Here is a 22,120-nt window from a genome sequence, read left to right as displayed (position 1 = left end):
TTATCTGTATCACTTTTTTCATTATTGAAACGGTAAACCAGATGAGAAAAAAACTCTTTAAATGGCATTCTTATTTAGCTTTAATAGCTATGTTACCTTTAATTATAATTTGTATAACAGGTAGTATTTTAGTTTTTAAAGTTGAAATTGATACCTTACTAATGCCCAACAAAATGCAAGTAAACGTTTTACCAAACTCCCCTCGTTTACCTTTAGATGATTTGATCAGTAATATTAAAAGTAAATTTCCTAACTATGAAGTGGGCACTTGGGAAATATTTGATGACATTAGCAATAATCGCGCTAGAACTGATACAGCTTATATTATTCGCCATCAGGATAATATTTGGAAAAAGGTTTATATCAACCAATATACAGGCAATATTTTATCAGAGCCCGTTAATTTAGATCATGATTTAACTGACTGGTTACTCGACTTACATTATCAGTTATTACTAGCAACAAAAGGTGCATTTGTCGGTTTTGTTATTGCGCTTATTTTTTTATTTTTAGCCATTAGTGGCATTATTTTATATCGTCAATTTTGGTTGAAATTCTTTACCCTACGCCTGGGAAAAGCCAAACAAATATTCTTCAGTGACTTACATAAAATGATAGGCATTGCATCTTCTCCCGTTTTATTAATTCTCGCTTTTACGGGGGCTTATTGGAATGCATCTGTTGTAATACATGAAGTATCAGAACATATCATTGAAGAGCCTGTCATTATGAACGCACCATTTCATAATCAAAAGCTATCAATTGAAAAACTAAAAAATAATACCAGCCAATTAATCAACTCTTTTAAACCAACTTATTTAGTTTTACCCTTTGAACCCAACTTAAATATCACTTTTTATGGGATTGTAGAAAGTGCCAATCCACTTCATAGCGAGTATGGCAGTCTTGTTACTTTTGATAAATATTCAGGTGAGCTAACCATGTCTCAAGATATTCGAAAAACTGATGGTTTAACAATTACATTAGATAGTTTTCGTAAGCTTCATTTTGGATATTTTGCCGGCTTAACCAGTAAAATAATTTGGTGCGTGTTAGGTTTAAGCCCTGTATTTTTATCTATAACGGGGTTTTATTTATATTGGCAAAGAAACCGTCGTAGAAATAAAGCTAAACTCAATCGAAAGGAAAAAAGTAGTTTAGCTTTAAATACTTAATTTAAAGCTAACAGCTAATTTTAGGAATATCTTGCCAGCAACTGGTAAAATGAGGCGATAAAAAATGTCGTTTCATTTGCCATTTTTCAGTGCAACTCTCACTGGCTAGTTTGACTGTACCTTGGCCAAACCTGTGGTTTATTTTGTCAAAACAGGCCATTAATTCTGGTTTATCTTGGCTTGTATTAAACATATCACTTTGCTTAAATTGCGCAGTTTCTAAATCAATCGCCCCCACTCCACAACGATAAAAACGTACGTCAGGTTTAAATAAAGTTGGTAAAACCGTGCTAACAGCATGGGCTAATACACAGGTATCTGCGGTTGCTACTGGAAAATCATAGATAAACGACTTTTTATAATAATGCGCTTCATGGGGTGAGCTTGCAGCAAAAATAACAATGCGCTTGGTGAGTGAGTTTTGTTGTCTGAGTTTTCTGGCTACAATTGCGCTGTGCGCCGTTAATGCAGAGACAAGACTATCTCTATCTTCAATGCGTTTACCAAAGCTACGCGTCGAAAATATTTCTTTTTTTGCTTGTTTAACTTCATCCCAGTTTAAACATTGAATGCCATTTAACTCACTTATGGTACGCTCCACCAGCACACTAAAAAGTCGACCCATGTCTCGCGCATTACAATTTGATAAATCAAGCGCTGTATTGATATTCATAAGTTGCAGTTTTTTACCTAACCGACGGCCTATTCCCCAAACATCTGTTACGGTCATTTTTGCTAATATTTCTCTACGGCTTGATTCATTATCAATAATCGCCACCCCATTATAACCACTTAACTTTTTAGCAGCATGATTTGCCGCCTTTGCTAACGTAGGTGTTGTGCCAAAGCCGACTCCGACTGGTAATTTAGTTTCTCGCCATACAGCGCTCCTGATCTGGTGGCCGTACTCATGCCAATCATCAATTAAATGTTTAAATCCTGTAAACTGTAAAAATGATTCATCTATTGAATATACATATTGATTATCACAATACCGGCCGATCACATTCATCATCTTTTCACTTAAATCGGCGTACAATTCATAATTAGAAGAACGTATCACCACATTATGCTTTGCTAAATAATCTTTAACTTTAAAATAAGGCTGAAACTTAGGGATGTTAAGTTTGCGAGCTATAGGGCATACAGCACAAATACAGCCGTCGTTATTTGTGAGTACCACAACAGGTTTAGAACGAATGGCAGGATCAAATACTTTTTCAGCACTGGCATAAAAAGAGACTGCATCAACTAAGGCAAACATTGCAATAATTCACTTGCTTGACGATGTAAACGAATCGAACGGGTAACGACCCCCTCTACCTGAAATTCATCAGCCTGACTCACTTTAACTGGTGGATGCATAGGCGAAGCCGATAACAATAACGCATTGTTTTTATCTAATAATTTACATACAAAATTGCCATTGAAATTTGCAACAATGACATCACCACATCTAAGATCTTCAGCCCTATCTACTAATAATAAATCACCTTCAAAAATACCGACGCCCTGCATTGACTGCCCAGAGGCAATACCAATAAAAGTCGCATTTGGATGTTTTATCAATAATTGGTCTAACGATAAACCTAACTCTTTATATTCTGTCGCAGGTGATTCAAAGCCAGAGATCCCTGCATCAATATAAATTGGAATTACTTTCATTTTACAACCCTAAATACTGTATATAAAAACAGTATAAACTAAATGAGTAGTTTAGATAGATTTGTTTTAAATAAAAAAGACCGCGTAAGCGGCCTCTATTGTATAAATATAGAATAAAAAACTATGCTTTAGCGCCATTATTTTCTAAATATTGCGTTATCTTCATATTTCTAGCACCATTTAATGGGCTGCGATATTCAGTTCCTTTCACCAGTTTTACCTGCACACCTAAATTAACATCAGCGCCTCTTTCTACTAAAAACTTTACCATTTCAAAATGTCCAGCACGTGATGCCGTGATCAAAGCTGTTTCATCATTAATAACAATCGCGTCTAAATTTGCACCTTGATCTAAAAGTAGCTTAGCAATTTCAACATTATTTTTCATCGCTGCATTAATTAAAGCATTACCATCTATATCTGTGGCTTGATTAACATCAGCACCTAAATCAATTAATGCTTGTACAAGCTCAATTTTATTTCGTTGCACAGCTATAATTAATGGTGTGCCATCACCTTCAAGATTCTCATTAATACCCACACCATTATTTAATAACGATCTCACTTTATTTAAGTCATTGTGTCTAATTGCTCGGATCATCAACTCACTATTAGGATTGCTAGAATGTGCTTTATGATATCCTTTTGAGACTACAATAGCTGCTTTATTATCGTGGGCGATACTGATTGTCGCAGTAGAAATAGCAATACAGCTAATAGCGATACTTAATAGTTTTGATTTGTTGTTTATTTTTAGCATTTCATTGTTCCTTTATGAATTTTATGTAGTTGTTCAGTTATAAATTCATATAAGGTATGTCAAGCATCATGCCAAAACATAACTAATTGAAAAATAGATATAATGTGTAATAAATATTTGATTTTCATCTCCACCGGACGGACACCGAACAGTCCGCGGACAAATCAATCGCGCTTATTGCAAATAATTATCATTTAGATGTTGACTTGGGTATGATTCTAATTGATAATCATTATCAACGAAACGCAGTACCTAACCTCAGACCACAAGGACGATATTTTGGCAGGAGGCCATGCTTTATTAAGATACAGAAAGAACCCTGTAAACGTTAAGCAGTACGTTAAACTGTAAGATCATTGATAGCTTGGAAACAATCGCCCCTTGCTACTAGGCTATCAATGCTCACCCCTTATTACTTGCTACATTGCTCATATCGGTGACGGTTGATATGGATTCTCAAAAAAGCCCTTTAGGGCTTTTTTTTTGCCTGTAAAATTGATATTAAACAATGTAATAGGCGGTTTTTAACTTAACCAGAAATAAGGTTATAACTTATTATTGTTAATTAAAGCCAATAAGTGGGCTTTATGATGCTTAAATGAGTTGCTCTCAACATTTTCTTGTACACTCTTTTTAAGAGCAAGGTTTGTCATTTTTAACGCCTTTTCAAATTGACCATCAGCTTCTAAAGCATAAGCTAATCGAGAATAACCATCAGCGATATTAGGATAGTTTTTGACATTGAACTCAAAGAAATTAATCGCATTGATAATATCTTTATTATATAGCGCATTTTTCCCTGCTTGAGTAATAGTCGAGTAACTAGGCTTTATTTGATAACCATATTTTGTAGATTGTTTCTTATAAAAATTCTCAATTGCAGGTAATCCCTGGACAATTATCTCTTGTGGGCATTGCAATGTGTTATATAAATATCTGAATGCGAGTGTTTGCCCTATCAGCGCAGAAGTACCATGATTTTCTCGTTCGTCAATTTCTGAATGATAGTTAAAACCATTAATAGTCTGTTTTTTTAGTAACTTAGTATATTTCTCAAAAGCGCTCAGCATATTACCACCTTCATCAGCCAAATTTAGATATAAATAGTTATTAAGCTCAGTTGTATTAGCTAAAAAGCTTTCAGCTTGCTTAAAAATTACTTGGTCATGCCACCATAAACTTGGGCTGAACGCAAAATGTGCTTGAAACAATTGTGGTCTTGATTGCAGCGCATATATGGCTAATAAACCACTTAAAGAATGACCTGATAATATTTTAAAATTATTTGTACGATAGCTTTTATCGACATAAGGAATAAGTTCTTGCTCCATAAAATCTAAAAACTTATCTGCACCACCTGATATTCCCCAGCGGTTATAACTTTCATCATAAGTTGGCGTAAAATCTCTGGTACGGTGCGTATTTTTAATGGCGATAATAATCATTTCTTGCGCCATGTAAGATTGGTTTAATAAATCTAATGAACCGATAGCATGATTGAAATTTCTCTGACCGTCTAATAGGTAAAGTACGGGATAGTTTTTATGTGTATTTTTGTGATAATTGTTAGGTAAGTGAACCAGTAGTTCTCGTTGTTCTGCTAATATTTTTGAAGGCAATCCATCAACTAATGATTCCCCTCGCACCTTGGCATTAGTCACCTCGATATTGAGAAATAATGTAACAATGAAAACAGTAATTATGTGTTTAAACATAAGATATCCTTTAATTTAACTTGGTTAGTGTTTTAAAGCTACAGTTATGTTTTTGAATAGAAAAGTAATGAAATTTTAAGGAAAAAAAGTGAAAAATAAGTGAATTCACCATATTGTTATCAAAATAGACATTTAATTAATCCTTTGTTTTATATCTGTTTTACTGCATGCTAAACTCATTTTCTTTTAAGTACACAGACAATTAAGTTTTTGGATAACAATTCAGTATGATTCAATTTGGTGGTTTCATCCTTGATAGCAAACAAACAAGATTATTATACCAAGGTCAAGAGTTAGCGATTGATCCGAAACTATTTGAGCTACTGGTGATATTTGTAAATCAACCTAATATCATAATTTCTCGGGACTATATTTTAGATCACCTATGGTCAGGTTCTATCGTTACAGATAATGCAATTAATAAGTTAATCGCAAACTTGCGTAAAGTGTTAAGTGATGATCCTAAGCAACCTCAGTATATTCAAACCGTACCAAAACGCGGTTACCGATTAATATGTGAAGTAACTTTACTTGAAACTTCAAATACACGTCCACAAATACCGCAACACAATACCAGCATAAATAAAGTTAAATTAAGTACATTTAGTATTGCAAAAATAGCTGTGATATTAATGTTTTTTAGTGTGGTTCTTTGGCAAGTTGTTAGCCCTACAGAACAGCCAAATATTAAAGCTGACACCATAGAATTAACACGTTCAAAAGGGGCTGAAAAATCTGCGAAAATGCATCCAGACAAAAAGCATCTTTATTATTTGAAAATGAACTCACAAAATACCGCAAATCAACTTTGGATAAAAAACATTCACAGTTCAAAAGTACATAAAGTCGACATAGGTAAAGCAACTATTAGCAGTATTGTTGCAGTGGCAAAAGACTCGAAGGATGAAACCACCAATTTATTTTATTTTGATAAAACACAAGATACTTGTGGGGTTTATAAAGCAAGGCTTACTGCAACCAGTCAAATAGAGCAATCAAGCCAAGCTAATTTAGTAATGAACTGGAAACAAAGTGAAAAACTATTTAAATGCAGTCACAAACGAATAAAAGATATTGATTACCATGAAACGCGACAGGAGATCTACTATGCTGCTCAACCGCAAGATTTATGGCCTAATCAAATTTATTTATTTGACCTTAAAACTAAAAGTCATCGCTTTGTTACACAAGATGAGCCTAAAGGTTGGGGGCATCACGGCATTGATATTTCACCAGATGGTAATAAGTTACTCATAATGAGTACAGATAGTAATTACAAAACCCAATTATTAGCTTTAGATCTGGCTAGCAACCAAATTACTAAAGGCTTTAAATTTAATCACCCAGTCATTGAAGCAATTTGGCATCATGACTCCGAGCAAGTCCTTTATTATGCAGCACCACCTTTACACCAAATAATTAAAAGTGATCTCAATGGAAAAAATGCCACTACTCTTGTGAGCGTATCTGAGTATTTATCACCTCAGATGTCATTATTTCCAGATGGTCAGAACCTACTATTTAGCACAGAGCAAAAAAACTTTAGCAATCGCTGGTTAATTGCTCCAGAGTCAATGAGTGATATTGATAACTCAAGTGTTCATGATGTTAACCCTGCTTTATTTCATAATAGCTCAGACTATTTATTTGTTTCCAAACGCAGTGGTCGAAGACAATTATATTTAGGACGCCAGGATATAAATCATGCACAGATAGTTACTAATTTTTCAAAACTACTTTCACTGAACTATTTATCAATATCAGCAGATGACCAAAGTATTTTAATAAATATAGAAAATAAGGTATATCATATTCCGATAAGCGATTTAAATACCTTAGATCCAGTAAAGGAACTTAACAAAGAGCAACTCATTTTCACAAGTGAACATCCCATAATCTCACTCGATTGGCTGACAAAAAATGGCGCTGCAATTACTATCGTTAAAAATGGCACACCAGAATTAAAACTTATTAATTTGGCTAATAATAAAGAGGTCAAACTTAAAGGGAAATGGGCATATGGGAAAAGGGATAGCCAACATCTAGACTATAGCTATTTAATTGAACAATATACTAATGCTTTATACCGAATCAATACATTTATAATATCTGATGAGGTAGATATAAATCAACATAACCTAACTCATACTCAACTTACGCTACCTACAGGTTTTTTTCACGTTAAAATTGACTCAAACATTTTGTATTATGGCAGCGGCGAAAATGATGGCGATTATTTAAATGCAATTCCATTAAATGGCAATAATAAAAGTAATAAATATCTTATAAATGGTTTTAATAGTTACGATGTTTATAACGGTAAGATAATGCTAAGTGATATAGAAAGTATTGAAGGTGATGTGCACCGCACTATGCATTAAATATATCAGTTGCAAAAAAATCTGAAAATAACTTAATTAAATCATATATATATAACTATAATCAATCACTTTTTTACAATTTATATATTAAAGAAGCGATACATAGATTGACTGTGCAGTTATTTACTTGTCGCTAAACGTGTAGCTAAGCCCAAAAAGATAAAACCTAATAAGCCATCAATATGACGACCAAGTTTGAACTTATTGCCAATTAACCTAGCCAATTGACTAAAAGAAAGTGCAAATATCGTATTTGAAATTAATCCAACTAAGCTAAGCCAAAAGCTACCAGTAAAGTTTGTAAAATACCGGCAAAAAATATTCCAAGGGCGATCAGTAAGCCTGCTTTAAACCCTTTGGTGGATGAATATGAAGATATCAGAATTAAATCAGGACCAGGCGATATTACTAAAAAGAAAACCGCAGTGAAAAATAATGGTAAAATCGATATATCAATCATTTAAAGCCCTGATGTTTAATCTAAAAAACAGCGTAGACTACTTTACTTCTAAATCAAAAACAACACTAATAGAAGCTGAAAATTTAATGTTTTCTTGTAAGTAGCGTCCAGGCTTTGGTGCAGTCCCTTTCATTGCACTCATTTGTACCATTTCAGCATCTTGATTTGCACCATAGCGATATGCGCTACTATTTGAATTTGCATTAATGCTATAAATTCGGCCTAAATCGGCATCAAAAGCGTTTGCTAAAGAGCGCCCTTTTTCTTTAGCATGTTTTACAGCTAATGCATTCACTTCATCTTTAAATACTGCTTCTTTAGACGATTTTAATTCGATATTTCTCACTGAGTTTATTTTTACACTGAGCGCAAAATCAATAAATGTATTTAGTTTTTTAATATCATTTAAAGTCACTTTTAAAGTACGTTTGGCAACATAACCTGTAATTGTTGGGTTTTCATTATTGCGATATGAATATCTAGGCTCAGTTGAAATACTAGAAGCAGATACATTGCTCTCGTCTACTTTAAATTTATTTAAACCATCAAGTAAATTATTAACGCGAGCGTCAACCTCTGTTTTAGCTGCTGAGCTTGTTTTATTGTTATTTTCTACATGTAAATGGATCACTGCAATATCTGGTTTAGCACTGAGTTCTGCGTTCCCGGTAACTGAAATATGGCGGTTATTTGGTAATTGCGTATTTGCTACACTTGTAAAAGACATTGCCACTAGTGCAATAGAAGTGATTAATTTCATAGGGTTTCCTATTATTTTCTAATAAAAAGTCATTTAATTATGTATTGCTCGTTGCAACGCATCTCTGTTCTTATCTAAATCATCTAAACTTTCAACTGATTTGATTCTATCTATATATTCTTTTGGTAAACTTGACTCGATGGCACCTATTAAAACGTGATTTTTATACCAAGAGTAAGGCATTAGATGAACATCAATCTGTGTGGCACTATATAAAAAAGCCTGAGCTTTTTCATTGTGCTCATTGATCAGTGATATTTGCTTTTCATCGTATCCAAAACCTAGACCTTCAGCTTTATCCAAATGAATTTTGTCTGCTTCATCAATTTCAAATAAAACGCCCAACACATAATCAGATTTGTTTGCAGTATATAACGCATCACATTTACCTGACTTATCTTGCCCTACTTTATGAAACCTTAAACTGAAGCCAACTAATTTAAAGCAACCATAACGCTTTGCACTAGGTGCTCTTTGTTTCAATCTGGCTAAAGACATATTTGAACCATATGCAAAATACTTCACTGAATATGAACCTTCCCTTAACTAAACCTTTAATATTAAAATTTTAATTCAAAAATCTCATGGACGATACCTGATGGATCTTTAAATGCCGCATAGCGACCCCATTGATTTTCATTTGGCGTTTGATGCACAAATTCAACACCTTGTTTTTTTAAGTAGATAATTTTTTCATCGAGGTTATTCACAGTTAACACTAATGTCGAGTTTGACTCATATCCATGTCGATAGCTTACGGCAGTGTTATCGCCTTCAAAAATAGCAACCTCTTGATCACCAATTTTTAACTGGACACAGTTTTCATGCTCAGAAGCTAATTCTAAACCTAATATGTCTATATAGAATTTCTTAGAAATTGTAAGGTCATGTACTACAAGTAAAGTCGATACGCCTAATATCATAATTAATTATTTCCTTGGCTTAGTTTTTTCATATAGGTAGCAGGATTATCAATACTATTAAAGCCATACCTTTGATAAAGGCTTTGTGCATCACTGGTTCTTAATAGCCAATTTACATTTTGTAATGCATGATGACTAAATATTTCATCAAGTAATCGTTTACTTATTCCTTGTTTTTGAAATTCGTCAAAAACAAATACATCTAATAAATAAGCAATAGAAACTGTATCTGTGACTACGCGAGCAAAAGCAACTTGTTGATTATTACAATACATACCAAAACATAGTGAATTATCAATACTTGCTTCAACTTGCTTTAAAGTTCTACCTTTGGCCCAATATGATTCATTTGAAAGATAGTCATGAATTTTTGATACATCTAACAGCTTCTTATCCGTCGATATACTGAATTTATTATGCATTATTTTCCTTTAACAGCTTACAGATCCATTCATATTATTAAACTTACTAAAAATTCAAACGAACACCGGCTTTTAACAGAGACTTATCGCTTTGAATGCCATCATATTGATCTGAGTCTCGCTTTGTTTTTTCTGCTACAAGAAAGATATCAAAACTGTCATTAAGACTATATATAAGCTTAGATTTAATCGCAGTACTTTTGTCTTGCTGATCATCAGAATAAGTAAAATCATCTGAATAATCTAAGGTTAGGCTTAACATTGTGAGCGATATATGTAATCTCTTTGACCGACCAAAAGTAAAGAGGAAACAACCTATGCGAGATTACACGGTAAGGCTCAGAAAAAACTTTACGTCGATACTTAGGTATCCACAAAAAGTAATACATTAGTCTTAAAACATGATAAGAATTTCTTTGAAGTTCCATGTAGTGGATACGACAGACTAAGGCAAGCTCAGTCTACACTATCCAGCACGGGGGCAAGCCCCCGAGATTTTCGCTACGCTCTGTTAAATATAATTTAACCTTTGGTTCAAGTTATTCGAATCCCCTTCTTTGGCGTTTAAAGGTATCCTTTACTTAATAAAGGAGCGGTATGTTTAAATCTATAAAATATTTCACATTACACAAAACCGATATAATATTTATTACTATCGGGCTATTTTGCTTAGTCCCTATTATTTCATCACCTGTAGCATTATTAATTGGTTTCACATTATCTACCTTGGGTTATACACCAAAAAATATTAATTTAAATACGCTCACAAAAATTTTATTAGCTTATTCAATTGTTGGCTTAGGGTTTGGTATAAATTTAAATGAAGCAATTTCAGCGACCAAAGATGGATTCGGTATTATAGTAGTATCAATCTTTAGCACATTAATACTAGGTTACTACCTGACTAAAATACTCAAAATTGATCATAAAACAGGTTATTTAATTTCTACTGGCACTGCAATTTGTGGTGGTAGTGCTATAGCAGCTGTTGCTCCCGCCATCAATGCTAAAAATGATCAAACTTCATTAGCATTGGTTACAATATTTATTCTTAACTCTGTCGCTTTATTTGTTTTTCCATTTATTGGCCATTTACTAGAAATGGAACAGTATACTTTTGGTGTTTGGAGTGCGATAGCCATACATGATACCTCTTCTGTAGTTGGAGCTGCTTCTGCATATGGAGATGAGGCATTATTGACCGCTACAACGTTAAAGCTTGCACGCGCATTATGGATTATTCCTATTGCCTTGATTAATGCATTGTTGTGTAAAGGCGATAATAAAATTAAAATCCCTTTTTTCATTTTATTTTATTGTTTAACGATCCTGATTGCTTATTTACTGCCTGAATTTCAATATTTATTTGACAGTATATTCAATATCTCAAAACGTGTTTTAGTCGTATGTTTGTTTTTAATAGGTACAAGTATCAGCATTCAAAAAATAAAAGAGTCCGGTTTAAAGCCGCTACTTTTGGGCATAATGCTTTGGGGGGTGATCAGTATCAGCTCGCTAAGTTATATATTATGTTTTATGTAAATATATGATGTTAGAGACTTACTTTCTGTCTTTTAGCTCTAAAATAATATGCCACTAGTAAAATGAATGCAATGAGATCTAGTGCAGCAGAGACTAGCCCTTGTGTAAAAAGTGATATGAAAATGCATATAAATACACTCATTATTATTAAAGTATTTATCAAATCCAAAGCCTTATTATTTAAATATATTAGATATTATCAAAGTAACGCCTATGACTTGGGAAATAATAGAATCATATAACTCATAACAAATTTAAACTGCACACCAACCACGCTATTTTAAGTATTAACTTATCTAAAGATAAACGGGTAGATCGTGATTTTAGATGTTTACTCCTACCTAACCTGACCATAAATACAACATAACTTATTGTAAATTAAAATAATCATTTCCTTTGGGCTTTAGCCAAATTTTTAACTGCTCATCGCTAAAAGTGATAACTGAATAAGGTATGTTGTAGTGTGGCTCTACTTGATTCGTAACTTCTTTTGACGAACTAAAAACGGCTTGAATTTTTTTAGCTACAAAGCTTTATAAATATGTTGTTGCAGTTTTAATTATTTTGTCAGATAACAGTGGGTCATAAAGTGCATCTGCAAGCCTATCCAACCTTAGTTCAAATGCAGGTTCATTTAATTAAAAATGATAACGCGTATTATCAGGTCTTGTAGAGCCATTTGACCAACCATTTTGTTGTTTAAAAAATTGATAAAAGCTGCCTATATCGGGAAATTTTTCACTCCCTAATAAAACGATATGTTCTAATCAATGCGCTAACCCTAAACGATGATTGGGGCTATGTTTAGACCCTACTGCTACAGTTAGAGATGCGGCTGAAACTGAGCTTTAGGATCTGAAATGACCATTACTGATAAACCATTATCCAAGATAAATGAATCATACTGTTTATCATCATAACTACTGGTTATTATTTCAATTTTTCCGTGGGAATTTAATGAAAACAAAATAAAAAAAAGGCTAGTAAAATAGCCTTATTAAATTTAAACATTTGCATCAGTTCATAAAATCAGTTTTGTATACAATACTGAATTTATGAAAGGATTGTCAATTCATAAAGATAGGTAAGATTTATGCAGGTAATTACAAATAAGCTGTTTTCATTGCTTTAGCATTCATTTGCTCACGCTTTACAAATTTAAGCCATTGTGATGCGAGCTTTTTAGCTTTTTTATGCTTTTCTGCTTGTTCAAACGCTAAAATTGACGCATCAAAGTTCTCTAAATTATATTGCGCCATACCTAATGCTATATAGGTATTTGAGTCACCATTTTTTAGGCCTTTATCTAATGCTTCACGGGCTGAATCAGCTGCTTCTTCAAACATTTCATTATTTAAATACAGTTCGGCTAACCTTTGGTCGTACTCACCTGTTTGAGTCAATTTTGATGCTTTATCAAAGAAGGTTATTGCTTTGCTATCTTCTTTTGCTTGCATAAAAGATTCAGCAACAAAAGCCAAGTTCTTATTGGTATTTTCAATCAAACCGGTATCTAAACCTGACTTCATTGTTTCTGCCGCTTTAAAAGCTAAACCATTAAATAAATAAACTTGGGCTAAGTTACGAACATCCGACTTTTTAGTTATAAAACCTTGCTGTTTAGCAGCTTCTAATATTGCCAATTGCTTAGTTTCTTCACCTAACTCACCATACATATTGCCCAGCTGTAGCCAATATTCAGGTTTATTGAATAATTTAACCATTTTCTCTAAAACGTCAGCCACTTGTTGTGGTTTATTCAATGAATAAAATAAAGCACGCTGTAATACTAACCAATTTTCTTTGGGTATTTTTTGCTTGCCTTCGGCCAGTGAAATCGCTTGTGAGATACTCTCAAGTGACGCTTGATATTGCTTATCTTGGTATAAAGCTTGCGACTTTAATACATAATAAGCATCAGATTTAGGTTTTGAATTTACTTTATCCCAGCGGGCTAAATAAGTTGTCACTTTTTTATATTTGCCATCAGCCATAGCAAGTTGCGCTAGGCTGAATAATGTAGAAAGCTTTAATGATTCCGGGATCGCTTCTTGAGCTACTACTAATTCAAAAGCAGTCATCGCTTTTGATAAATCATTTTGATTGTAATGAATGAAACCATAAAAGTTATACATCATCGCAACTTCATAATCATTCATACTTGATTTTTTACGCGCAATATCATCGAGTGCAGCCAAACCTTCATCAACTTTACCGTCATCTGCTAATTTTTGCGCTCTTGCTAACTGCGAATACACTTTATTTCGTAAGGAAGGTACTTTTTTAGTTTTCACTTCATTGGCAAAAACAGTATCAACGTTGATACCAGGAATTATCGCGCTCATACTTGGCAAAGTAATAGCAGCAGTAAAATAAGCACTGTAGATTAAAGTCGATTTTAAAAATTTCATTTGAGCTCTCTCTTATAAAAGGCGAATGAAAACGCCTATTTATACCTAAACCGCTTGATAAGGCTTAGGCATAGATTAATTAACCGCTAATTTGAAAACTGATTTTGTTTTGAACACCAGCCACTTCAACTGCTTCACCGTTTACAACACGTGGTTTGTATTTAAATTTTAGTGCAGCATCCATTGCAGCACGATCAAAAATACCTTCAGGTTTTGCATTTACTACACTCGGCGCAGTCACAGTACCACTTTTAGTTACCGTAAATTCGACGATGACATAACCTTCAATGCCGCGAGATAATGCACGTCTTGGATAAACCGGTGATACCTTAACAATTGGTAAATATTCGCCATCACTTGAACCTAAAGATAAACCACCCGATAAATTTAAATCAGCTTCAATATTGGCGCCAAAATCAAAATTTCCAGTTTGAGCTTGTGCATTGCTTTGATCCATTTTAGGCGAATTCATCGGCGGAGGTGGCTCTTTAGGTTTTGGTGGTTTTTGTGGTTTACGCTGTTTTTTCTCAACCGCTTGCTCTGTTTTTAAACGTACAAAATCTAATACATTGCCTTTGGCAGGCTCACTTAACTGGCCATCACCACTTTGTATTAAAGATTGCATGCCCCAAAATAAAGCTAAAGTAATAAATACAGCGATAAAAAATGACACTAAATAACGCATTGTTTTTATCCTCTTATTATCAACTATGCTTCTTGCGCAGCGATTGATACATCAAATACACCTGCCGCACGTGCTGCATCCATCACTTTAATTAAAGTATCTGTTGTTGATTTTTTATCCGCTTGGATCACCACTGAACCCTGTGGGTTCTCTGCTTTTAAACGCTCAATATTAGCCTGTACTGCGCGAATATCAATTTGACGTTTATTGATCCAAATCGCACCTTCATCAGAAATCGCGACAAGGATATTGGCACGTTCTTTTTTTACAGCAGTAGCCGCTTCAGGGCGATTAACATCAATACCAGATTCTTTTACAAAAGTAGCTGTTACGATAAAGAAGATAAGCATGATAAATACAACATCTAACATAGGTGTCATATTAATTTCTTCAGCTTCATCTTCTTGAAAAATTTGTGCTAATGGTGCTCTCATAATCTTAATCTCATCACTATTTGAGTGAAATATTTAGAGCGAGAGACTCGCTCTAATTAACTGTGTAAACTGTATTAATGATCTAAAACCATTTTGTCTTCTAACAGTTCAACTTCTCTTTTTGCTTTGCGCTGTAAATAAGTAGATGCAAATACACCTGATAACGCGCCTACCATTCCGGCCATTGTAGGGATTGTTGCTTTTGATACCCCAGAAGCCATAGAACGAGCACTACCCGTACCTGTAATTGCCATCACATCAAAGACTTCAATCATGCCTGTTACTGTTCCCATCAAACCAAGTAATGGACACAGTGCCACCATTACATTGATCATCGGCAAGTTGGCATTCAGTTTCATTGACGCTTTACACACATTTGCTTGTTTGATTTGTTGCGCATTCCAACTATTACGTTCAGCACGCCCAAACCACTTCTCTTGTAATGATTTTTTATACGCTTTAAATCCACCAAATAAGAAAATAAAGCGTTCTAATATCAATAACCACATTGCAAATATCAGCACACCAATGACAACTAATACCTGGCCACCGGTGTCTAAAAATTCACGGATAGCAGTAATTGCATCCAGAATCAGAACCATGACTTAAGCTCCTTCTTTATTTGGCTCAGCAGCTTCACTTCGCTCAGCGATAATGCCCGCACTTTGTTCTTGTAGTGTTAATAACAGGCCCTTAGAACGCGTATTTAAAATTGTGTAAAGGAAAACTGTTGGAATGGCGACAACAAGACCTAAAACAGTTGTAACAAGCGCTTGTGAAATACCACCGGCCATCAGTTTAGGGTCACCTGTACCGAACAATGTAATCGCTTGGAAAGTATTAATCATGCCCGTAACAGTACCTAGTAAACCTAATAAAGGTGCCACAACTGAGATAATTTTAATCAATGTTAAGTTACGTGTTATTTTTGGCATTTCACGTAATATTGCTTCACTTAATTTAAGCTCTAACGTGTCATAAGTAACATGTGGAAATTGGTCTTTCACTTTCATTACACGGCCTAATGGATTATCGTCACGTGCAACAGTATCTTTTAATTGACGACGCATTTTTCCACCAATAATAAACAGTGAAATAAAACGCTCTAAAGAGATAAGTAATGCAATTAAACCAACAGCTAAGATTACATATCCTACAGTACCACCTTGATGAACCTGTTCTTCAGTACCCGGTGCTTGCACCAATAAACCTAAAATTGAACCGCCTGTTGGATCTAACGTAAAATCAACAAAACCTGATTTAGCATCTTGCATAGCTTGCGCACTTGCTAAGAAACGTCCCGTTGGCTGACGCGTTAATTCAGCTAACGTGTTAGTTGCATCGTTGTACTCTAAGTATTTACCGTTTGAAATTAAATTAAACGCACCAACTCGAACAACTTCTTGCTGTACTTTTTGACCACCTGCAATAATTACTTGTGATTCAAAGCGCTTTACTTTGCCTTGCTCTGTCATTTCGCGTTGTAATTCGAACCATACTTTTTCAATATCTTCGATTGACGCAAGCTTCGAACTTGCACCCATTTTTTGCGCAAGTTCATCCATAAATACGCCGCGACCTGGTAACTGTGCAGACACATTAGATGTCGCAAACTTATTTTTAGTATCGCCAGCAACTTGTTGTAATACACCAAAAAGTTCTTTTAATGAACCCATACGCTTATTCAGTGCACCGGTTAAATTACCAAGCTTTATTTCATTTTCTTCAAACTGAGTTTCTAAATTTGAAGATTGTTGCAACAAGTTATTTCTGTTCTGAGTAACTTGCTTCAATTTCGCAACTTGTTCTGACTGGCTCGCTATAAATGCTTTTTCACGAGAAATATTTTCAGCCGTTTGCGCCTTTTGGCCTTGCTCAATTGTTTTTAATAGGTCATCTAAGTTAACCGCTTGTGCATTTGCATAAGAAGTACAAGAGAGTACACCCGTTAAAATAAGTGATTTAATAAATTTCATTACTATTTTCCTACTCTGCTGCTTGTACTGGTAAACTGATCATGTTTGGAGCTAGTTGCTTACGTGCTATGCGTAAACCTTTACTAATTTGACTAATGTTTGAATCAGGTAAAGCAACGAAAGATTGAGCTTCTTTATCCCAGATACCTGCTTTTTTGCCATCACGAGTCAAATAAATTAAATCTAAGCGTCCAATGCGTAAATAATCAACTTCACGCTCCATTTCATCTACAGTTAATAGCTGCGTATATGCTTCTATTGTGCGCCCGTAATCCACTTCAACTTGATATGCTTCTAATACACGTCTAAATTTTTCACTCGAAGCGACATCAGCTTTATCCATCATTGTTTTTAATTTGCTGATACGTTCCGTACGTTCTTGTGTTAAAAAAGGAATATCTAAAGCAATAAATTGCTCAAGACCTGTAATCATACGTAACATTAATGGTGTAATTTGACGTTCAATAACAGAGACTTGATCCATAGATGCATTTAGTTCATCCATTTCAGTGATCTGATTTTTGATTTGCTTTGTGATCTGTTGGTTATAAACCTCAAGTCCATCAATTTCTTTATTTAAGGTTTTAAATTGCTGTAATCTAGATTGCATTGAATCTGCAATTTTATCGATTTTATCTTGTGATTTTATTGCTGATTGATTGATTTTATTACTAGAATCAACCACTTTATCTAAGTCGCTGGCAAAGCTATTTAAGCTCATTGCAATTGTTGTGGCTAACAACAGAGGTTTAACGCATTTCATCACTACAACCCTATAGGTAATTTACTTTACAAAAACATTACACAGGAGTTTAGGGGGAAATAATTACACTTAGATTTCGAATAGGTGACACTTTTGTTTTAAAAATATGTCATTTTATTTACAGTAAGTCATCTTGGATTATATCAAGCTAACAGTTTTTACTATAAAGCTAAATATTGACTATTGAATGACATTTACAAGTCATATTTATTAATCATTTGTTAAAACATCGTACTTTGGCGCTAATGATACTTGAAATTGAAACGTCATAATTTGCACATAGTTTATTCACTTTATTGTCATTAATCATTCATTTTTAAATCTTAATATCTAAGAATATGAACTAGGCCAGATAACACCTAAGGATTAAATAAATGAAAACAAAACTCATCGCATCCTCATTATTAAGCTTTAATAGCCATGCATTAGAACAAAAAGTGCCGTTAATAGGCATAGATGGCGGGCAATTTGAAAATATTGCAAAAAATTCATACCCCCGGATTTGACAGATTAACAACAAAAAAAGCTTATACAGGTGGCATTACTGGTACACAAAGCCAGCAAGACACCAAAAGCGGCCCTGGCTGAGCTACGATTTAACCAGCGTATGGGCTAATAAACATCAAGTTACTTCAAGTACCTAGAACTTAGCCGATAATCAATTTGAAAGCGTTTTCAGACATATTAAAAACAATTATCCAACTGCAGATATATCAAGTTTTCGTACATGGGCACCCATTCATAGTCAGTTTTTTAAAAATGATTTAGCATTATTAACAAGAGCCCATGCAGGTGGTACAGATGAAACTAATTTTAATCTTGCACTGGATACATTAAAAAATAACGATCCCGATTTTATCTTTTTACACCTCGATGAACCAGATGTTATAGCACATAGTCAGTGTTTCGGTAGTGCTTATAATGATTCAATTCAAAAAGCGGATAGTAAATTAAACGTATTATTAGATGAAATACAGAAAAGACAAAGTAATGGTGAAAACTGGTTAGTGCTTGTCACAACTGATCATGGCAGGACACCAATATCAGGTTGTCATCACGGGAACCAAACATGTCAAGAAAAGACTATTTTTATATCGAGTAATCAAACATTAAATGATGAATTTAGTAATGTAGTTACAAGCTTACCAAATCAAAGTGTTCAGAAATGAAGTTTTTGTAGAGACGCTCAGCGCACAACAAAATACGTGGCAAGATGATGTGTCTATTAGTGACAAAGTAGATTATGTATTTGAAAAAATAAAACACCAGTAGGCTACAGAACGACATTATCTAATTTAGATGAATCAACTTGGCCAAGCTTACAAAATTACGCTAAAAGAATTACTGCTGCACTAAAATGGCAAGGTGAACGCGTTTATTTATTTTTAAATGATGGTACTTATTTAAGAATTAATTTATCTAATAATACTTTAGATAGTGGCTACCCCAAAACAATCAATAACGCCAACTGGCAAGGGCTTGAGCCTTATGCTAAAAATATTCAATCAGCCTTAAAATGGGATGATACACGCGGTTATTTATTCTTAAATAACGCGCAATACATTCGCTATAATATTACATTAGATAAAGTTGATAGTTATATCTCTTCAATTTTAGTAATTTAACAGCTGTTCTAAACATAAGAGTCCAACATAGGAATTACTTAAGACTCAGGTTTGACAGCTAAAATACTCAACAAGTAAACATTGGTTAATCATATATCCATTCTTCCCCAATATAAAAATTTAAATTTAAGTATTGAGCACTTTAATTTAATGTTACAATATAACATATCAATAGTTGTGATATATGCGTAATTAGTTATAGTATATCTGTTTACTTTGTACTGCTTATTTAGGAAAAGCGCGTTGACCCCAATCATAGAAGCCAACAATATTACATTCAACTGGCCAAATTCAGAATTCAAATTATTAATCAAACAACTATCAGTTTCTAAAGCTGAAAAAATCTTTATTCAAGGTCCAAGCGGTTGCGGAAAATCCACGCTTTTAAGCTTATTATGCGGCGTTAATTTACCTAATAGTGGCAAGCTCACAATATTTAATACTGATTTAAATACATTGAGTAGTAGTCAAAGAGATCAATTTAGAGCAGACCATATTGGCATTATTTTTCAACAGTTTAATTTACTTCCTTATTTAACTGCATTAGAAAATGTTTTACTTGCTTGTGATTTTTCTCCTATGAGAAAACAAAGAATATTAAATAAATCACTTTGCGTTAAGCAAGAAGCTGAACGATTACTTTCCAATTTAGAAATATCTAATAAAGCATTACTTAAAAAACCAATTAACGAGTTAAGTGTTGGTCAACAGCAAAGAGTTGCTGCTGCACGTGCACTCATTGGTTCGCCCGAGATTATTATTGCAGATGAACCTACTTCATCTCTAGATGCTGTTAGATGTAACACTTTCATGAAATTATTAATTGAAGAAGCTCAGGCATGTGAAGCCACGCTTCTCTTTGTAAGCCATGATGAAAGGTTAAGAACTCACTTCGATAGCAGCCTCACTCTTTGTTTCAATGATGTCACAAATACAGCAAATTTTATTTCACTTTCAAAAGATCGGGATCAGAAGTAATGGCAATATTAAGTTTAGCGATTAAAAGCTTCAGAAACCGAAAGTTTTCGACTTTATTAGCGGTGATATCAATTAGTTTAAGCGTTGCTTTATTACTAGGCGTTGAAAGAGTGAGAGAGCAAACCAAAACCAGTTTTACTTCAACAATTTCTGGAACCGATTTAATCGTAGGGGCAAGAAGCAGTTCTGTTAACTTATTATTATCGTCCGTATTTCAAATGGGCACTCAAACAAATGGTATTGATATCGCATCTTATCAAGATGTAATTAAACAACCACAGATCAGTTGGTCGATTCCTTTTAGTTTTGGTGACTCACATAAAGGGTTTCGTGTTATAGGCACTACCAAGCAATTTTTTGAGCATTATAAGTACGGAAAAAAACAAAATTTAACTATGGATACAGGTAATTGGTTTAACAGTTCAGCCAACATAGTGGTGGGCGCTACTGTAGCAAAAAAATTGAATTACAAACTCAATGATAAGATAACAGTCAGCCATGGTGAAAGCGATAGTCATATTGAGCACGATAATATTGTGTTTACCATTTCAGGTATCTTAGCACCGACTTCAACACCTATTGATAGAAGTTTATATATTAGCTTACAAGATATGGATATTTTACATGTAAAACAGAACAATTTTGAACGCGGAGCTGATCCACTAGCCGCTTTAAAAAATAAAAAGCGTCCGCGTAAGCAAGCAATCACAAAAATAGAATCTCATGAAGATTACCATGACAATCACCACTATGGTAAACATCACGAAGAGCATAACCATAGTTCTGAACATCATGACACTGAACATCATGACACTGAACATCATGACACTGAACATCATGACAAAAATACTAAAACAGATCACCACCAACATAGTCATCAAACTGATAGGCTTTCTGGATTTTATTTAGGCCTCACACATAAAACACAGGCTTTATCTATGATGGCTTTTATAAACAAATACGACAATGAAGCTTTAATGGCAATTATGCCTGGAGTCGCTTTATTGGAACTTTGGTCTATGTTGTCTGTGGTGGAGCAAGTATTGTTTTTAATTTCAATATTAGTTGTCGCGATTGCGTTAACAAGCATGTTGATTATTCTAATAACCAACTTAAATCAGCGTCGCAGGGAAATGGCTATTTTAAGAGCGATAGGAGCAAAACCAAAGCATATACTCGCGCTATTAGTTGGTGAAGTCAGCTTTATAGTGATCAGCGGTATCATTTTAGGATTAATCATTCTTTATTGCGTACTTATTATATTACAGCCCTTTGTACTCAGTCATTTAGGCGTTCACATAGCACTTTCGGCGCCAACAACAAGTGAAATAAAGCTTATAGTATTAATGGGACTTGCTAGTGTAATAACCAGTTTATGGCCGAGCTTTCAAGCATATAGATACACATTATCAGATGGTATTTCTGTTAAATCATAATAGGAGATG

Annotated in this window: 23 protein-coding genes; 7 read left to right on the top strand and 16 right to left on the bottom strand. The window is 34.1% G+C overall.

Translation table 11 applies throughout. The features are described 5' to 3' along the window. Window positions 1-41 precede the first annotated feature (41 nt). Window positions 42-1,175: a PepSY domain-containing protein gene (locus PSA_RS21925; RefSeq protein WP_042143215.1), complete on the top strand. Its 1,134-nt coding sequence runs from the start codon at window positions 42-44 to the stop codon at window positions 1,173-1,175. A 7-nt stretch (window positions 1,176-1,182) separates the two neighbouring features. Here PSA_RS21925 and PSA_RS21920 read toward each other — a convergent pair whose 3' ends face one another. The 4 genes from PSA_RS21920 to PSA_RS21905 form a co-directional block, all read right to left on the bottom strand. Further along, window positions 1,183-2,439: a Y-family DNA polymerase gene (locus tag PSA_RS21920; RefSeq protein ID WP_042143217.1), complete on the bottom strand. Its 1,257-nt coding sequence runs from the start codon at window positions 2,437-2,439 to the stop codon at window positions 1,183-1,185. Continuing rightward, the gene (locus PSA_RS21915) at window positions 2,427-2,840 is read right to left on the bottom strand and encodes a LexA family transcriptional regulator (protein WP_042143219.1); all 414 of its coding nucleotides are present in this window, start codon (window positions 2,838-2,840) and stop codon (window positions 2,427-2,429) included. The genes PSA_RS21920 and PSA_RS21915 overlap by 13 nt, the downstream gene beginning before the upstream one ends. 121 nt (window positions 2,841-2,961) lie before the next feature. Next, the gene (locus PSA_RS21910) at window positions 2,962-3,600 is read right to left on the bottom strand and encodes an ankyrin repeat domain-containing protein (protein ID WP_052379834.1); all 639 of its coding nucleotides are present in this window, start codon (window positions 3,598-3,600) and stop codon (window positions 2,962-2,964) included. A gap of 545 nt (window positions 3,601-4,145) precedes the next feature. Beyond that, window positions 4,146-5,315 carry an alpha/beta hydrolase gene (locus PSA_RS21905; protein WP_042143221.1) on the bottom strand — a complete coding sequence of 390 codons (1,170 nt, stop codon included), beginning with the start codon at window positions 5,313-5,315 and terminating at the stop codon, window positions 4,146-4,148. A 227-nt stretch (window positions 5,316-5,542) separates the two neighbouring features. Here PSA_RS21905 and PSA_RS21900 point away from each other — a divergent pair, with 227 nt between their 5' ends. Next, complete coding sequence (locus tag PSA_RS21900) at window positions 5,543-7,696, top strand: winged helix-turn-helix domain-containing protein (RefSeq protein WP_042143223.1); 2,154 nt, start codon at window positions 5,543-5,545, stop codon at window positions 7,694-7,696. Between the two features lie 268 nt (window positions 7,697-7,964). Here the strand turns inward: PSA_RS21900 and PSA_RS26640 are convergent, their stop codons facing one another. Genes PSA_RS26640 through PSA_RS21870 form a run of 6 tightly spaced genes read right to left on the bottom strand, consistent with a single transcriptional unit; the run spans window position 7,965 to window position 10,523 of the window. Further along, complete coding sequence (locus PSA_RS26640; RefSeq protein WP_042143224.1) at window positions 7,965-8,156, bottom strand: LysE family transporter; 192 nt, start codon at window positions 8,154-8,156, stop codon at window positions 7,965-7,967. Between the two features lie 37 nt (window positions 8,157-8,193). Then, window positions 8,194-8,916, bottom strand: coding sequence for an SIMPL domain-containing protein (locus PSA_RS21890; protein WP_082305870.1), 723 nt, complete (start codon window positions 8,914-8,916; stop codon window positions 8,194-8,196). Window positions 8,917-8,949: 33 nt separating this feature from the next. After that, window positions 8,950-9,441 carry a gamma-glutamylcyclotransferase family protein gene (locus PSA_RS21885; protein ID WP_052379835.1) on the bottom strand — a complete coding sequence of 164 codons (492 nt, stop codon included), beginning with the start codon at window positions 9,439-9,441 and terminating at the stop codon, window positions 8,950-8,952. Window positions 9,442-9,476: 35 nt separating this feature from the next. Further along, window positions 9,477-9,839, bottom strand: coding sequence for a VOC family protein (locus tag PSA_RS21880; protein WP_042143227.1), 363 nt, complete (start codon window positions 9,837-9,839; stop codon window positions 9,477-9,479). Window positions 9,840-9,841: 2 nt separating this feature from the next. Continuing rightward, window positions 9,842-10,261 carry a GNAT family N-acetyltransferase gene (locus PSA_RS21875; protein WP_042143230.1) on the bottom strand — a complete coding sequence of 140 codons (420 nt, stop codon included), beginning with the start codon at window positions 10,259-10,261 and terminating at the stop codon, window positions 9,842-9,844. 46 nt (window positions 10,262-10,307) lie between these two features. After that, complete coding sequence (locus tag PSA_RS21870) at window positions 10,308-10,523, bottom strand: hypothetical protein (RefSeq protein WP_042143232.1); 216 nt, start codon at window positions 10,521-10,523, stop codon at window positions 10,308-10,310. A gap of 335 nt (window positions 10,524-10,858) precedes the next feature. Between PSA_RS21870 and PSA_RS21865 the strand changes: the two genes are divergently transcribed. Beyond that, window positions 10,859-11,803, top strand: coding sequence for a YeiH family protein (locus tag PSA_RS21865; protein WP_042143235.1), 945 nt, complete (start codon window positions 10,859-10,861; stop codon window positions 11,801-11,803). A gap of 1,103 nt (window positions 11,804-12,906) precedes the next feature. On the opposite strand, the gene PSA_RS21860 is transcribed toward PSA_RS21865, so the two are convergent. The 6 genes from PSA_RS21860 to PSA_RS21835 form a co-directional block, all read right to left on the bottom strand. Continuing rightward, a complete protein-coding gene (locus PSA_RS21860) occupies window positions 12,907-14,214 on the bottom strand; it encodes a tetratricopeptide repeat protein (protein WP_042143237.1) in 1,308 nt (435 codons plus the stop codon). Window positions 14,215-14,293: 79 nt separating this feature from the next. After that, window positions 14,294-14,899, bottom strand: coding sequence for an energy transducer TonB (locus PSA_RS21855; RefSeq protein ID WP_042143240.1), 606 nt, complete (start codon window positions 14,897-14,899; stop codon window positions 14,294-14,296). 23 nt (window positions 14,900-14,922) lie between these two features. Further along, on the bottom strand, window positions 14,923-15,333 hold the full coding sequence (locus PSA_RS21850; protein WP_042143242.1) for a biopolymer transporter ExbD: 411 nt from the start codon (window positions 15,331-15,333) through the stop codon (window positions 14,923-14,925). Between the two features lie 74 nt (window positions 15,334-15,407). Beyond that, window positions 15,408-15,935, bottom strand: coding sequence for a MotA/TolQ/ExbB proton channel family protein (locus PSA_RS21845; protein WP_042143245.1), 528 nt, complete (start codon window positions 15,933-15,935; stop codon window positions 15,408-15,410). A gap of 3 nt (window positions 15,936-15,938) precedes the next feature. Next, window positions 15,939-17,309, bottom strand: coding sequence for a MotA/TolQ/ExbB proton channel family protein (locus PSA_RS21840; protein WP_042143248.1), 1,371 nt, complete (start codon window positions 17,307-17,309; stop codon window positions 15,939-15,941). A gap of 10 nt (window positions 17,310-17,319) precedes the next feature. Next, window positions 17,320-18,072, bottom strand: a complete 753-nt coding sequence (locus PSA_RS21835; protein ID WP_042143250.1) for a DUF3450 domain-containing protein — start codon at window positions 18,070-18,072, stop codon at window positions 17,320-17,322. A gap of 374 nt (window positions 18,073-18,446) precedes the next feature. On the opposite strand from PSA_RS21835, the gene PSA_RS26945 reads away from it, so the two are divergent. From PSA_RS26945 to PSA_RS21825, 4 genes are all read left to right on the top strand, one after another. Next, complete coding sequence (locus PSA_RS26945; protein ID WP_269432867.1) at window positions 18,447-18,578, top strand: hypothetical protein; 132 nt, start codon at window positions 18,447-18,449, stop codon at window positions 18,576-18,578. A gap of 177 nt (window positions 18,579-18,755) precedes the next feature. Continuing rightward, complete coding sequence (locus tag PSA_RS26635) at window positions 18,756-19,241, top strand: alkaline phosphatase family protein (RefSeq protein ID WP_371257879.1); 486 nt, start codon at window positions 18,756-18,758, stop codon at window positions 19,239-19,241. A 699-nt stretch (window positions 19,242-19,940) separates the two neighbouring features. Further along, a complete protein-coding gene (locus PSA_RS21830; RefSeq protein ID WP_337589990.1) occupies window positions 19,941-20,675 on the top strand; it encodes an ABC transporter ATP-binding protein in 735 nt (244 codons plus the stop codon). Next, window positions 20,675-22,111: an FtsX-like permease family protein gene (locus PSA_RS21825; RefSeq protein ID WP_042143253.1), complete on the top strand. Its 1,437-nt coding sequence runs from the start codon at window positions 20,675-20,677 to the stop codon at window positions 22,109-22,111. The genes PSA_RS21830 and PSA_RS21825 overlap by 1 nt, the downstream gene beginning before the upstream one ends. Window positions 22,112-22,120: the final 9 nt, after the last annotated feature.

The organism is Pseudoalteromonas sp. '520P1 No. 423' (assembly GCF_001269985.1).
Lineage (GTDB): Bacteria > Pseudomonadota > Gammaproteobacteria > Enterobacterales > Alteromonadaceae > Pseudoalteromonas.
This window is presented reverse-complemented; position numbering and strand designations above follow the sequence as displayed.